Origin of the sequence: Paenibacillus sp. PK4536 (genome assembly GCF_028594455.2) — a bacterium.
GTDB classification, from domain to species: Bacteria; Bacillota; Bacilli; order Paenibacillales; family Paenibacillaceae; genus Saccharibacillus; species Saccharibacillus nuruki.
This window is the reverse complement of record NZ_CP126313.1, coordinates 579,282-592,676: the sequence shown is the minus strand read 5'-3', so window position 1 is coordinate 592,676 and position 13,395 is coordinate 579,282. Positions and strand designations below refer to the sequence as shown.

Annotated in this window: 11 protein-coding genes; all 11 read left to right on the top strand. The window is 38.6% G+C overall.

All coding sequences use genetic code 11. From position 1 onward, the window contains the following. Window positions 1-103: 103 nt before the first annotated feature. The 11 genes from PO903_RS02825 (at window position 104) to flgK (ending at window position 13,393) form a co-directional block, all read left to right on the top strand. Window positions 104-676, top strand: a complete 573-nt coding sequence (locus PO903_RS02825) for a hypothetical protein (RefSeq protein WP_273592543.1) — start codon at window positions 104-106, stop codon at window positions 674-676. Between the two features lie 335 nt (window positions 677-1,011). Next, window positions 1,012-2,214: a methionine adenosyltransferase gene (metK, locus tag PO903_RS02820; RefSeq protein ID WP_069328657.1), complete on the top strand. Its 1,203-nt coding sequence runs from the start codon at window positions 1,012-1,014 to the stop codon at window positions 2,212-2,214. A 357-nt stretch (window positions 2,215-2,571) separates the two neighbouring features. Next, window positions 2,572-5,253: a stalk domain-containing protein gene (locus PO903_RS02815; protein WP_273592542.1), complete on the top strand. Its 2,682-nt coding sequence runs from the start codon at window positions 2,572-2,574 to the stop codon at window positions 5,251-5,253. 61 nt (window positions 5,254-5,314) lie between these two features. Then, window positions 5,315-6,466 (top strand): sensor histidine kinase, encoded by a 1,152-nt coding sequence (locus PO903_RS02810; protein ID WP_069328655.1) that lies wholly within the window; start codon window positions 5,315-5,317, stop codon window positions 6,464-6,466. 13 nt (window positions 6,467-6,479) lie between these two features. Beyond that, entirely contained in the window at window positions 6,480-7,205 is a 726-nt protein-coding gene (locus PO903_RS02805; RefSeq protein WP_069328654.1) for a response regulator, read from the top strand. A gap of 100 nt (window positions 7,206-7,305) precedes the next feature. Continuing rightward, complete coding sequence (locus PO903_RS02800) at window positions 7,306-9,333, top strand: ATP-dependent helicase ComFA (protein WP_273592541.1); 2,028 nt, start codon at window positions 7,306-7,308, stop codon at window positions 9,331-9,333. A 17-nt stretch (window positions 9,334-9,350) separates the two neighbouring features. After that, window positions 9,351-10,127, top strand: a complete 777-nt coding sequence (locus tag PO903_RS02795) for a ComFC family protein (RefSeq protein WP_273592540.1) — start codon at window positions 9,351-9,353, stop codon at window positions 10,125-10,127. Between the two features lie 182 nt (window positions 10,128-10,309). Further along, the gene (locus PO903_RS02790; RefSeq protein ID WP_069328652.1) at window positions 10,310-10,723 is read left to right on the top strand and encodes a TIGR03826 family flagellar region protein; all 414 of its coding nucleotides are present in this window, start codon (window positions 10,310-10,312) and stop codon (window positions 10,721-10,723) included. Window positions 10,724-11,029: 306 nt separating this feature from the next. Beyond that, on the top strand, window positions 11,030-11,317 hold the full coding sequence (gene flgM / locus PO903_RS02785) for a flagellar biosynthesis anti-sigma factor FlgM (protein ID WP_069328651.1): 288 nt from the start codon (window positions 11,030-11,032) through the stop codon (window positions 11,315-11,317). A 3-nt stretch (window positions 11,318-11,320) separates the two neighbouring features. Continuing rightward, window positions 11,321-11,830, top strand: coding sequence for a flagellar protein FlgN (locus tag PO903_RS02780; protein ID WP_069328650.1), 510 nt, complete (start codon window positions 11,321-11,323; stop codon window positions 11,828-11,830). Between the two features lie 15 nt (window positions 11,831-11,845). Next, a complete protein-coding gene (flgK, locus tag PO903_RS02775) occupies window positions 11,846-13,393 on the top strand; it encodes a flagellar hook-associated protein FlgK (protein ID WP_273592539.1) in 1,548 nt (515 codons plus the stop codon). The last annotated feature ends 2 nt before the right edge of the window (window positions 13,394-13,395 follow it).

Here is a 13,395-nt window from a genome sequence, read left to right as displayed (position 1 = left end):
CACTGTCATATAGAAAGTATAACTACTTTCGCTTAGATACCTCGGAGCGGGCAACTGCTCCGGGGTATTTTTGTTTTATATATTTATTTAAGGAGGACATAGTATGAAAAAGTATGCAACATGGCTAATGGCTACAGCGACGATTGGTATCGGGATTTGGGTAGGTAGCTCTTTTATCACGACTAGTAATGCTAGTAGTCAACTCGGTTCTGCGGATGATCCGGTAGTCACCAAAAGTTATGTAGATCAACAAATTCAAAAAGCATTGGGTGGAGGTACTAGTGGTTCTGTAGGTAGTACTACTACCAATAGTGGTACTAAAAACAATACACCTACTACACCTGTTTCTCCTCCTGCTACAACTCCAACGAGTGTAACGCCTTCTCCTGTAGCAACGCCTACATTGACTGCAAAAGTTGTAGAAATACGTCCAGGCAAAAAGTTAATAGCAGCAGCTGGCACAGAAGTCATTGTGCGTACTGGTAAGGCTGTAGTGTACAGTTCTGATAAAAATGGAATTTTAGATTTGACGGCTGGAAGTGAAATGGGCGGGTCCCAAGCAATTCCTAATAATCATCTACTTTTATTTCCAAGAGATGGACGCGGAGTAGAAGTGGCTATGACTCAAGGATATAATGCAACTGTTTTAGTGATCGGTGACTACAAAATTCAGTAAGATCATATTTCTATAAGAAAAATCTCAAACTCAATTAGATAGATATTCTCTATCTGAAATAAAATAAAAGAAAATAGTTAAATCTATGTTATTGTTCTGAGTCATCCAGCTTATTTACAATTTACTATTAAATCTTTTACGTATAGAAAATATAGATTGTGGTATAATGATTAGCGTTTGACACCTGGTATTAAATACGTTAATATGACTGTTGAGGCTTGTATAGCAACCTTTTCCTTATGGAAAGGGTTCATTTTTTGTGTAGCAACTTTATATTAATCAAGCTGTCTACACCGTGCTGACACCTTAATATCCATATGGGAGGTTGAAAACTCTTGTCTACTCTTAAGAGACATTTATTTACATCAGAGTCTGTAACAGAAGGACATCCAGATAAAATCTGTGACCAAATTTCTGATGCTGTACTGGATGCTTTTTTAGCTAATGATCCCAATGCTCGTGTAGCTTGTGAAGTAGCAGTGGCTACAGGTTTGGTGTTAGTTATCGGGGAAGTAAGTACCAATTCGGAGTATGTTGATATTCCATCTATCGTAAGAAATACAATCAAGGAAATTGGTTATACACGTGCCAAGTATGGCTTTGATTATAATACATGTGCTGTACTTACTTCATTAAACGAACAATCTGCTGATATCGCTCAAGGTGTTAACTCTGCACTAGAAACACGTGATACAGCTTTAATGGAGAAAGAAACAGAAAATATTGGTGCTGGTGACCAAGGTTTGATGTTCGGTTTTGCTACAAACGAAACACCAGAATTAATGCCTTTACCAATCGCATTGTCTCACCGTATCGCGCGCCGTTTGGCTGAAGTACGTAAAGATGGTACGCTAAATTATTTGCGTCCTGATGGTAAAACTCAAGTAACTGTAGAGTATGAAGATGGTAAGCCTGTTCGTATTGATGCTATCGTGGTATCTACTCAACATGCTGAAGAAACTACATTAGAGCAAATCCAAGCAGATATTCGTGAACACGTTATTCTTCCAGTAGTTCCAGCTGAATTGCTTGATGCAGATACTAAATACTTTATTAACCCAACAGGACGCTTTGTTATTGGTGGACCTCAAGGGGATGCTGGATTAACAGGCCGTAAAATCATCGTAGATACATATGGCGGCTATGCACGTCATGGTGGCGGTGCATTCTCAGGAAAAGATCCAACTAAAGTAGACCGTTCTGCGGCGTATGCAGCTCGTTATGTTGCTAAAAATTTAGTTGCTGCTGGTTTGGCAGATAAATGTGAAATCCAATTGGCTTATGCTATTGGTGTAGCTAATCCTGTATCAATCAGTGTCGATACGTATGGAACTGGTAAAGTAAGCGAAGAAAAAATGGTAGAATTGGTTCGTAACAATTTTGACTTGCGTCCTACTGGTATTATTCGCATGCTTGATCTTCGTCGTCCTTTGTATCGTCAAACGGCTGCTTATGGTCACTTTGGTCGTACAGATGTTGAACTTCCTTGGGAACAAGTCGATAAAGCAGAATTATTGAAATCTCAAGCTGGACTATAATACATTGGTTCAACCACTATAGTTAGATAAAGAAGGTGACTCGATTTTTTTCGAGAAGCCTTCTTTTTTATGCTCAAAACCAATACCATTATTCGGAACTGGAACTATCATTCTATGTACCTTATATAATGTAGATCAGCTAGCAAACAGTTAACATTTTTCATGAGATTACAGAAAAATGATTGGTTTACCGTAACTTTTTGCTTCTATTGTAGTCTATATTCTTATGAGGTGTACTGTGTCGAAGTGGCATCTGTACTTAAACAACGTTATGATAAACAAGGCGAACATTATAAGAACTCTAAACACCAATCAAATGATCGACTGAATTTTCAACGAATAGGAGCGTTTTAACATATGACAGGCAAAACAAAAACAGCACGCAAATGGATGATTTTAACTATTGCAGGCTCGTTATGGATTCAACCCGCATTACAAATTGGTTTTACTCAAGTACCTTGGTTACCCACACACATTGCTAGTGCAGCTGAAACGACTCAATTGAATGAAAGCTACATAACTTCTGGAGCAAAGCTTTTGGAGTATCGTTATAAAACAGCTCGTTCTGGAAAAACGGTCTCTGTTTTGGCGGATGTTGTTAAAGTCGATTTGAAAAACCCGTATGTCAATTTAGATGTAATGACCGGTAAAGGCAATCAATTTACAACGAAACAATCGGTTGAAGGTATGGCACAGGAAACAAAGGCAGTTGCTGGTGTTAATGGTGACTACTTTAATACAGCTAGTGAAGGCGTACCGATGGGAGCACAAGCTTCTGAAGGGGTATTGATGTCCAGTCCTTCTGAATTAAAAGGAATGTATGCTTTTGGTGTGACTAAAGACGGAACGCCTATGATTGATCAATTTTCGTTTCAAGGTAAAGTTACAGCAGAAGATGGTTCTACGTTTGACCTAGCAGGAATTAACCAAGCTTCTTATATGACAGAACCGAATGGTACATTTAGCCATTCGAATACGATGTATATCTATACAGATGCTTGGAAAGCCATCGAACGTCCTGCTAACAGTTCAACAACACCTACAGAAGTGCTTGTTCAAGGTGGAGTCATTACACAAATTTCTGTTAATGCTACGATTCAAAAAGTGGTTCCAAAAGGTGCTTATATTTTGCGTACCCATGGTAAAGCAGCTCAATTTGTACAACAACACATGAAAGTTGGACAAAAAGTAACAACAGACTATAGCCTACAAGCTAAATCTACAGGTAAAACGATTGATCCAACTACTTTGCAAATGATGATCGGTGGTCATACGATTCTGGTGGATCAAGGGAAACCAAGTTCCTTCTCTCGTAGTACAACAGCTATTGGTGGAAATCGTGCACGTACAGCTGTCGGTTATTCACAAGATGGGCGATACGCTTATATTGTAACTGTACAAGATAATGATAATAGTGCAGGTATGTCTTTATATGAATTGCAGTCATTTATGTCTTCTATCGGTGTATGGAAAGGTATTAACTTAGATGGTGGTGGGTCAACGACTTTAGTTACACGTCCTTTAGGCGAGACACAAGCGGATCTGACGTTCCCAACAGAATATGGCGGTAACACTCAACGCAGTGTCGTAAACGGTCTAGGAGTCTATACAACAGCTCCACAAGGTAAAGTACAAGGCTTTAGTATTAATGGTCCTAAGCAATTATTGATAGGACAAACAGCTAAATATGAAGCTAATGGTTATGATACGTATTATAATCCGATCAGTACCGCTGGAATTAACCCATCCTGGAAAGCAGGAAGTAGCAATATTAAATGGACAGGTAGCGAGTTCAAAGCAACCAAAAATGGAACAGCTAAAATTATTGCTTCAAGCGGTGGCGTAAGTACAAGTATGAATGTCAATGTCGTAGGAGCTGAAGCTATTCAAAGTTTAGCTACAGCAAGTTCTACAGCTACATTGCAAGCAGGCACTACCATTGCCGTACCGGTAACAGCTACATTAAAAGATGGATCTAACTTAACGATTTCTCCAGAAACATTAAAATGGGAATTTGTTGGATTCAAAGGTAGGGTGAAAGACGGACAATTAAGTATTTCTTCAGTAGATAGTGGTACTACAGTGGGATACGCTATTGCTCGCTATGATGGTTTCAGTACAATGATGGTATTGACTGCTGGCGGCGGAGCAACGAGTACATGGGAAGACTTTGAAAATCCGAATTATAGTGTTAGTTTCTTAGGAAATCCAAGTACAGTTAAAGGAACAGCTCAAGTCACACAAGGAACAGGCGATCATGCGAATTCTAAAGTGTTACAATTAACCTATGATATGACAGCAGGAACAAGTAAAAAATATGCATATGCTCAATTTGGTGGCACAGCAGGTAGAGCACTTACAGCAGGGACAACAGGTGTAACTGTCGATGTATACGGAGATAAGAGTTACAACTGGTTACGTGGTGAAGTAACTGATGCAAGTGGCAAAACCGTCTATATTGATTTTGCGAAAAGTATCAATTGGAGTGGTTGGAAAACACTAAATATTGATCTTTCTGGTTCAGGCATCGCTTATCCGGCTAAATTAAAACGTGTATATGTGGTAAATGTAGCTGAAGGACAAGATGAACGTGCAGCTACAGGAATGATCGCTATGGACAATATTCGTTTAACTGGTGCAGCTCAGGCAGCAACATATACGATGCCAAAAGGTACATTATCAATGACAGTGGGTAAAAAGACTTCAACACTAGATGGCAAAGCACAATCGATTGATGTTTCTCCAATGCTTAAAAATAATGCGACTTATGTGCCAGTTAAATATATAATGGATGCATTTGGTGGACAAGCGACATGGAATCAAAGTAGTCAAAGAGTGACGATTTTACGTGCAGGACAATTACTGGATTTAACTGTAAATAATAAAGCTTATGTAGCTAATGGTAAGTTGAAAAGTTCTACAGTTGCTCCTTTAGTCGTATCAGGAAGGACTTTAGTCCCGCTAAGATTGGTGTCAGAACAGCTTGGATTGACTGTAAAATGGGATCAGAAAACCAAGACGGTAAGCATCCAATCGTGATAAGTTATGATATGATAATACATGCATCATACAATTGACTTACAGAAATGGAGAAGATCGAGTGGAGTTCCACGCTGATGCAATAGATCACGTCATTAAGAATGCAACAAGTGTTATGGAAAATAGCAAATATCAAATCTTCGAGATTTTGGATACTTCGCGGAGTGAATTGCTCTCGTTAAATACAGAACTTGAATTGGTACTTCGTGAAACCACTGAAACGATTGAAAAAGTAGATCAGCTTGAAGTCAGTTATCGTAGTTCTCGGATTCGACTGACTGAAGTCAGCAGAGACTTTGTGCGGTATAATGAAGAAGACATCAAGCAAGCGTATGAACGTGCAACACAACTGCAATTGGATTTGATGATTTATCGTGAGAAAGAAATGTATTTAAAAGCAAGACGGGATGATTTACAAAAACGGGTGAAAAATGTAGAAAGTTCGATTGAGCGAGCTGAAACGATCGGCTCGCAGATGGGGGTTGTACTAGAATACCTGTCTGGCGAACTTAATCAAGTCACTCGTATTTTGGAATCTGCTAAAAACCGTCAACTCATTGGACTAAAAATTATTCTCGCACAAGAAGAGGAACGTAAGCGAATTTCCCGGGAAATTCACGATGGTCCTGCTCAATTGCTCGCAAATCTAGTTCTTCGGACCGAAATTGTAGAAAGAATGATTACAAAGCAGGAATATAAGATGGTCCAGGACGAAATAGTAGATTTGAAGGGACAAGTGCGCTCTAGTTTAGAAGAAATGAGAAAAGTAATTTTTAATTTAAGACCGATGGCCCTCGACGATTTGGGTCTCATTCCAACTTTAAGGAAATATGTGCAAGATTTTGAGAATAAAACTCGAATCCGCACGATTTTCGAAACAAGAGGCAAGGAATATCGACTCACTTCTGCTATGGAAGCTGCGATTTACCGACTAGTTCAAGAAGCACTCACTAACGCGTCTAAACATGCTTATCCTACTTATGTAACGGTTATCATTACTTTCCAGTCACAAATGGTGAAGTTGATTGTAGAAGATAACGGACGCGGTTTTAAGTTGGATATGATAGAGCAAAAGACCAAAGATCATACTCATTTTGGATTGATTGGTATGCGGGAACGAGTAGAATTGCTTGAAGGAAGAATGGAAATCGAATCTGCCGAAAATCAGGGTACGAAAATCGTAATCCATATTCCGACGAACGTGGAAAAGTGAAAGGAGTAACAGAATGGAAAACCATGATTACGGCACTAAAAAGATTAAGATATTGCTAGCCGACGATCATCAGCTTTTTCGTGAAGGTCTAAAGCGTATTCTGAATATGGAGGATGACCTTGAAGTTATAGGTGAATGTGGAGACGGAATTCAAGTTTTAGAATTCTGTAATCATAATCCTCCAGAAGTTGTATTAATGGATATTAATATGCCGATCGAAAATGGAGTAGTCGCTACTGAGAAATTGCGTGAACTATTCCCTGATATTAAGGTTATTATTCTGTCTATTCATGATGATGAAAGTTATGTATTTGAAACATTGCGTAAAGGGGCTTCAGGATATCTGTTAAAAGATATGGAAGCTGAGTCTTTGGTCAATGCTATTCGTTCTGTTATGGAAGGACATGCTTATATCCATCCAAAAGTAACAGGCAAGTTGATTCAACAACTACGCCGCATGACATATACAAATGAATCTGGTGTTTTAACAGATAATAATAGCTCTGGCGATACAGGTGTTAAATTTGTAGCCGGTGATGATAATCCTCTTACACGCCGTGAAGCCGAAGTATTGCGTTTGATGGCAGAAGGTAAGAGTAACAAGATGATTGGTGAATATCTATTCATCAGTGAAAAAACAGTAAAAAATCATGTGAGTAGTATCTTGCAAAAGATGGAAGTTGATGATCGCACACAAGCAGTAATCAATGCTATCAAACATGGTTGGGTTACTCTTTAATTTGTAAGATAAACACACGTAAAAGTGAAGCACACTTTTCCTAGGAATAGGGAAGGTGTGCTTTTTTTGTTTTTATTTCTATATAGAAGGGAGAACAGGCATGCATATTGTTTTATACGCTATTAGAAAGTCTAAAGGATGGCTTTTTGAAATATCACTGGATGTTCGTATCGATCTCATCTGGTGGACTTCAGAGAAACGAAGAGATGAACGTGCTCAGAAAATAATCTGTATTTCTTCTGTGATACCTTTAGGTTGGGCCATACAATGCCAACAATATTTAGAACTTGATCATCGTGCGGATCGCTGGAGTCCTACAGAATGGAAGCAATACATAGAAAAATGGCTCTATAACCGTATACGAAATTATAATCATTCCCATATTCAATATAGTGAGATCCAGTCGGTTATTCCGATAGAGCAAATTAAGCTTTTGTGGGATGACAAGCAGAGTAAAATAGAGGATATGCCTTTTTTACTATCTACTATAGAAGAAAAGCAAAATGAAGGGACCCAATATCCTTTATCCTCGACTTGGAAAAAACAAGTCATGCTGGGAGCGATAACACTAGCAAAAATGATGGCAGGCCGTTCTTTACTGGCTACTGAATACATCATGATGATGACCGATCAGCAAGTAGATAATATACAGGAGTGGAAAACATATACACAGCTCGCTTATCTCACTCAATCACTGCGATTACTAACAGGTGTTCATATAGATCCTATTTTAGGTTATCAGTGTCAACGCTGTGGTAGCCACACTATGAATCATACACCCTGCGCTAGCTGTGGTAGTTCTGCATGTGCTTATTGTGAAACATGTCTAAATCTAGGTAGAAGCCGTGAATGTACATTATTAATTCAATCGGTATATGTAGAATCATCACGTACGACCTCTTTTTCTACTATAGATATTCCTATCCATACAGAACATATACAAACAAAGTGGGGACTAAGTGATGCACAGACAGAAGCCACGACGAGTGCACTGCATTTTTTGATCGGTTCAGCAAATAGATTAAACCCAAAAGCTATGTTAAGTAAGTATCTATTCGCTACATCGTTCCTATCTCGTATTAATAACAAAAAGCAGATTCCTAGGACTTCCTATTTTACACATAAACGTTTCCTACTTTGGGCAGTGACTGGTGCAGGCAAAACAGAAATGACGTTTCCTTTAATTGATAGCGTGTTGAAAAATGCAGGAAAAGTATTAGTAGCTACACCAAGACGAGATGTAGTTCTAGAATTAGCTCCCCGAATGGCGAAAGCTTTTTCTACCACAACGATGGCTGTACTCTATGGTGGAAGCGAAGATCGCTGGCAAGAAGCAGATCTAACGATAGCTACAACGCATCAATTACTCCGTTTTTCGCAAGCTTTTGATCTGGTTATTTTGGATGAGCTGGATGCTTTCCCTTTTCACAATGATCCTATGCTTGCTTATGCGGCTAACCGTTGTTGCAAATCGGATGGTGCTTTTGTATATCTATCAGCCACTCCACCTACAGCTTTGCAAAAAGAGATTAAAAGAGGCACTCTTGCTCATGCTAAGGTGCCTGCTCGCTTTCATGGTCATCCTTTACCTGTGCCCAAGTATATTTCGATGCCGACAGTAAACAATGCTTTAAAAAAGAAGCAGTTAGCACATACTTTATTAAAACAATTGCGTTACTCGGTAACACGTCAAGCACAGATCTTTGTATTTGTATCACGAATCGCTTTGATAGAATCTATGGTTGAACTTTTACAATCCTATTTTCCACAGCTTTCTATAGCAGGTACTTCTTCTCAAGATGTTGAACGAGCGAATAAGGTTTTACTTTTTCGTGAGCAACAGATACGAATACTGGTAACGACAACTATTTTGGAACGAGGTGTGACTATTCCGTATAGCGATGTTTATATTTTAGATGCTGACAGTGGTTTATTTGATGCAGCTTCTTTAGTACAAATGGCAGGACGAGCGGGAAGATCCAAAGAAGATCCGAAAGGCCTTGTTATTTTTGCATCCAAGCAATGGACGATTGAGCAGAAAAAAGCTGTAGCTCAAATCAAACTTATGAATCGTATAGCTAAGCGTAAAGGCTATCTACATCTATCGAAATCAACAGATATTCGTTAACAAAGGAGTTATTGGCAATGTTAAAGCAAAATCGTTGGCAGACATGGTTATCTTATCTGCACCCACAATATACTGCGTGTATGACTTGTCATAAAAAAGCACCTCTTATGAAAAGGTATCCTCAAATATGTGAAAAATGTGCTTTAGCTATTCCGTGGATTACACAACAACAATGTAAAGTGTGTGGACGAGGAGAATACTGCCCTGATTGTCAGCGTAAATCTGCTTCTCAGCGCTATTTTATGTTTAACCGTAGTGCTGTCTATTACAATGATACGATGAGACAGTGGATAGCCGATTATAAATACCGTGGTCAGGAGCGCTATGCCCCACTACTAGGTAAGATGATGATTGAAGCTTACCAGCTAATGAAACGAGAAATGATAGAGTTTTATCAAAAAAGGTGGAATATCGATATAGTCACCGGGGTTCCTGTAAGTTCTACACGATTAATACAGAGAGGTTTCGATCAGGCAGCTGTGCTGGCAGAATATTTAGCAACTTATGAGCATTTATCCTATATCCCTCTTCTAGTAAGGCAGCGAGATACGTTAAAGCAAAGTTCACAAGGTCGTCAGGCACGTCTGTTGAATATGCAAGAAGCATTCAGTTATGCGCCCCATACACCACAATGGTTGGCGACCTATCAGTCTCCAACATTAAACATACTATTAGTTGATGATATTTATACCACCGGTAGTACCATTAATAATTGTGCCAAAGCATTAATTGAAGCAGGAAAATGTCATCATATAGATATACAAGTGTTTAGCTTAACATGGGCTCGCTCTTAAAAATGATTCTATTATGATTTTAGAATCACTCTAGTCTATTTTGAGAACAGTTTAAAAGAATCTATTAAATAAATCGTTAATTTGAGGTTTATTATTAATAAATGGAGCTCTATTGTACGATATAATATAAATAAGAGCTTAAATGATAAAGATACAGTGTAATGATTAGGAGGCGGTACGGGATGAACTTAGCTAATTGCCCACGTTGTGGTAAATTGCATGTTATGAACCTCAGAGGAATCTGTGGTAATTGTATAAAAGAAATTGAATTCCAATATGAAGATTGCATCAAGTACTTACGTGAACATAAAGGAACAACCATCACTGAATTATCTGAAGCAGTGGAAGTGCCTGTGAAGCAAATCACACAGTTTATTAGAGAAGGACGTATTTCTATCGCACATGCGCCTAATATGTCTTATGCGTGCGAAGTATGTGGTAGTCCTATTCGTGATAGTAATATGTGCGATTCTTGCCGTTCACGTCTTAACAAAGATATCCAACATGCTTATGAAGATGATACAGTAGCTAAAAAAGAAGAAGCACAAAAAACCCAAGGTACCTATCGGGCAGTCGACAAATTCCGAAATATGTAAAGGAATTTCCATATACAAGTCAAATAACGACAATATTTAGTGCTATATGAGTGATTCAAGTTGCATACCTGTGCAGGATTAGGACTTAAGCAATGAGAAATGTCGCTTTATAATTAACCACTTTATAACTATAAAAATTACTTCGAAAATGTCCGATAATCTTAGTAAATACTAAATCGGTTGTCTATATGATATCAGGAAAACAACCTTTTGCTTATCACCCAAGATTCCTGATATCAAAAAAAGAACGTCCTATATCAAATAGGAAGTTCTTCTCAACTAAAATTACTAAGGAGCGTGTCAACCATGAAAATTAACGAAACTAACCGCGTAAGTGCAATTAACCCATACCAAAGAGCAGCAGAAGCAAAATCGGTAACTAATGATAAAAAAGCAAATCGTAAAGATGAAGTGTCAATCTCGCCGGAGGCAATGGAAATGTTACAAGCAAACAGCACACAAGCTTCTGCTAATGCAGAACGTGCTCAAAAAATTCAAAGTCTGAAAGAACAAGTATCTTCGGGTACGTATAATGTGGATGCAGGCGCGCTTGCAGATAAGCTGTTGCCTTTCCTAAAAGGAACGGGGAATTAATCAATGAGTAGTGAGACTTTGCAGCAACTGGTGGCAAAGCTCGATCAAATGAATGATTGTCATATGCAAATGATCGAGCTCGGTGAGCGCAAAAAGCAAGCTGTTATCAAAAATGAAGTAGAATCTATGATTGCTATTATGAATCAGGAATCTAAATTAGCGAAATTTATTGACCATGAAGAACAAGAGCGTGAAGAGATTGTACATGCATTTTTGCTAGAACGTGGTATTAAGTCTAAGCTACGTTTAAACCTTACGGAGCTAGCTCGTCTAGTGTTTGATCCGGAAGAAAAACAACTCCTTCTTGAAGCTCGTTCTCGATTGTCCGCCACCCTGCAAACTCTTCAACAACTCAATGAACTCAACAAGCAACTGATTCAACAAGCTTTGGATTATGTGGACTTCTCATTGGAAATGTTGGCACTTGTACCGGAACAAGATTTAACTTATCAACATCCGGCCGATAAAGCTTATGGAGCTACGCGTTCTGGACTATTCGATACGCGTGGATAAGATTAGGAGGAAAACATGACATCTACATTTCATTCAATAGAAACGTCCAAACGGAGTTTGGTAACAACGACAGCCTCGCTGAGTACAGTTTCTCATAATATTGCTAACGCTGATAGTGCGGGTTATTCACGCCAAGTCGTGCATACTAGTGCTACAAATCCTTTAGAAGCAGTTGCTTTCAAAAACGCTACTTCTGCTGGACAAATTGGTACAGGGGTAGAAGCAACTTCTGTGCAACGTGTACGTTCATTATTTTTAGATACTCAATTTCAAGGTGAAAATTCTTCATTAGGTAGTTGGGATATTCGTTCAGATACTTTGAACAAATTAGAAACAATTGTAAATGAACCATCGGATACAGGTTTACAAACTGTTATTAATAACTTCTGGAGTTCTTGGTCTGACCTTAGTAACAATCCACAAAGCACAACCAACCAAAAGATTTTGAAAGAGAACACATTGGCACTAACAGATGCTATGAATCAAATGAGTAAACAGTTAGATGCACTCAGCAACAACTTAACTTCAAGTGTAAGTTTAGACTCGACTACAATCAATTCTCTACTATCTACAGTAGGGAGTCTGAATAAAAGCATTATGTCAGTGGAATCCCAGGGCAATGATGCCAATGATTTACGGGATAGCCGTGACTATGCTATAGATCAATTATCCAAATACGGCAATGTACAAGTAACTCAATTATCAGATGGATACCAAGTTAACTTTGGTGGACAAAATGCTGTAACAGGTACTACTGTAACTCCAGTTACAGCGGCTTCTTTGCAAACAGCTTATGAAGGTGGAACTCTTTCAAGTGGTGAAGTACATGGATATCTTCTCTCTAGAGATACGTATGTAGCTGATTATAAGAGTCAACTGAACCAACTTGCTAATACACTGGCAAATGGCGATCTTACTGTAAAATTACCTTCAGGATCTGTCATTCCAGAAGGAACTGTTCTAAATGGAGTAACTTATTCTACAGCAGCAGGTAATCGTACTCTAACATCTGACCTCACAGTTACCGTTAAAGGTATTAATGGTCTTCATCAATTAGGATATAACAGTTCAGGTAAAGCCGGCGGAGACTTCTTTGGAACAACTGATGGAAGTGGCACCGTTAACGCAGGTAACATTACGATGAATAAAACACTACAAGATGACGCAAGTCAGATTGCATTCTCCTTACGTACAACAGGAACAGGCGCGAATGAAAAAGTGGTTACAGGTAATGGTGGTCTTGCACTATTAATGACTGAACTTCAAAACACTAAAATGGATTTCGGTGGAACTACACCTACAACAGTACAAGATTATTTCAATGGTATTGTAGGTCAAATGGGTGTGGATTCTCAAGAAGCTACTCGACAAGCAGCTAATGCCAAAACATTAACCGATCAAGTAGATGCAAGCCGGAAATCTGTTAGTGGTGTATCACTGGATGAAGAGATGACAGATTTAATTAAATTCCAACATGCCTATAGTGCTGCTTCCCGTTTTATGACTACTTTTGATCAATTATTAGACAAATTGATTAACAGTACAGGTAGAGTCGGACTTTAATA

Bases quoted from the DNA above. Each gene is read 5' to 3' on its own strand.
- PO903_RS02825 (WP_273592543.1), top strand. From the start codon at position 104: ATGAAAAAGTATGCAACATGGCTAATGGCTACAGCGACGATTGGTATC.
- PO903_RS02815 (WP_273592542.1), top strand. From the start codon at position 2,572: ATGACAGGCAAAACAAAAACAGCACGCAAATGGATGATTTTAACTATT.
- PO903_RS02805 (WP_069328654.1), top strand. From the start codon at position 6,480: ATGGAAAACCATGATTACGGCACTAAAAAGATTAAGATATTGCTAGCC.
- PO903_RS02800 (WP_273592541.1), top strand. From the start codon at position 7,306: ATGCATATTGTTTTATACGCTATTAGAAAGTCTAAAGGATGGCTTTTT.
- PO903_RS02795 (WP_273592540.1), top strand. From the start codon at position 9,351: ATGTTAAAGCAAAATCGTTGGCAGACATGGTTATCTTATCTGCACCCA.
- PO903_RS02790 (WP_069328652.1), top strand. From the start codon at position 10,310: ATGAACTTAGCTAATTGCCCACGTTGTGGTAAATTGCATGTTATGAAC.
- flgM (WP_069328651.1), top strand. From the start codon at position 11,030: ATGAAAATTAACGAAACTAACCGCGTAAGTGCAATTAACCCATACCAA.
- PO903_RS02780 (WP_069328650.1), top strand. From the start codon at position 11,321: ATGAGTAGTGAGACTTTGCAGCAACTGGTGGCAAAGCTCGATCAAATG.
- flgK (WP_273592539.1), top strand. From the start codon at position 11,846: ATGACATCTACATTTCATTCAATAGAAACGTCCAAACGGAGTTTGGTA.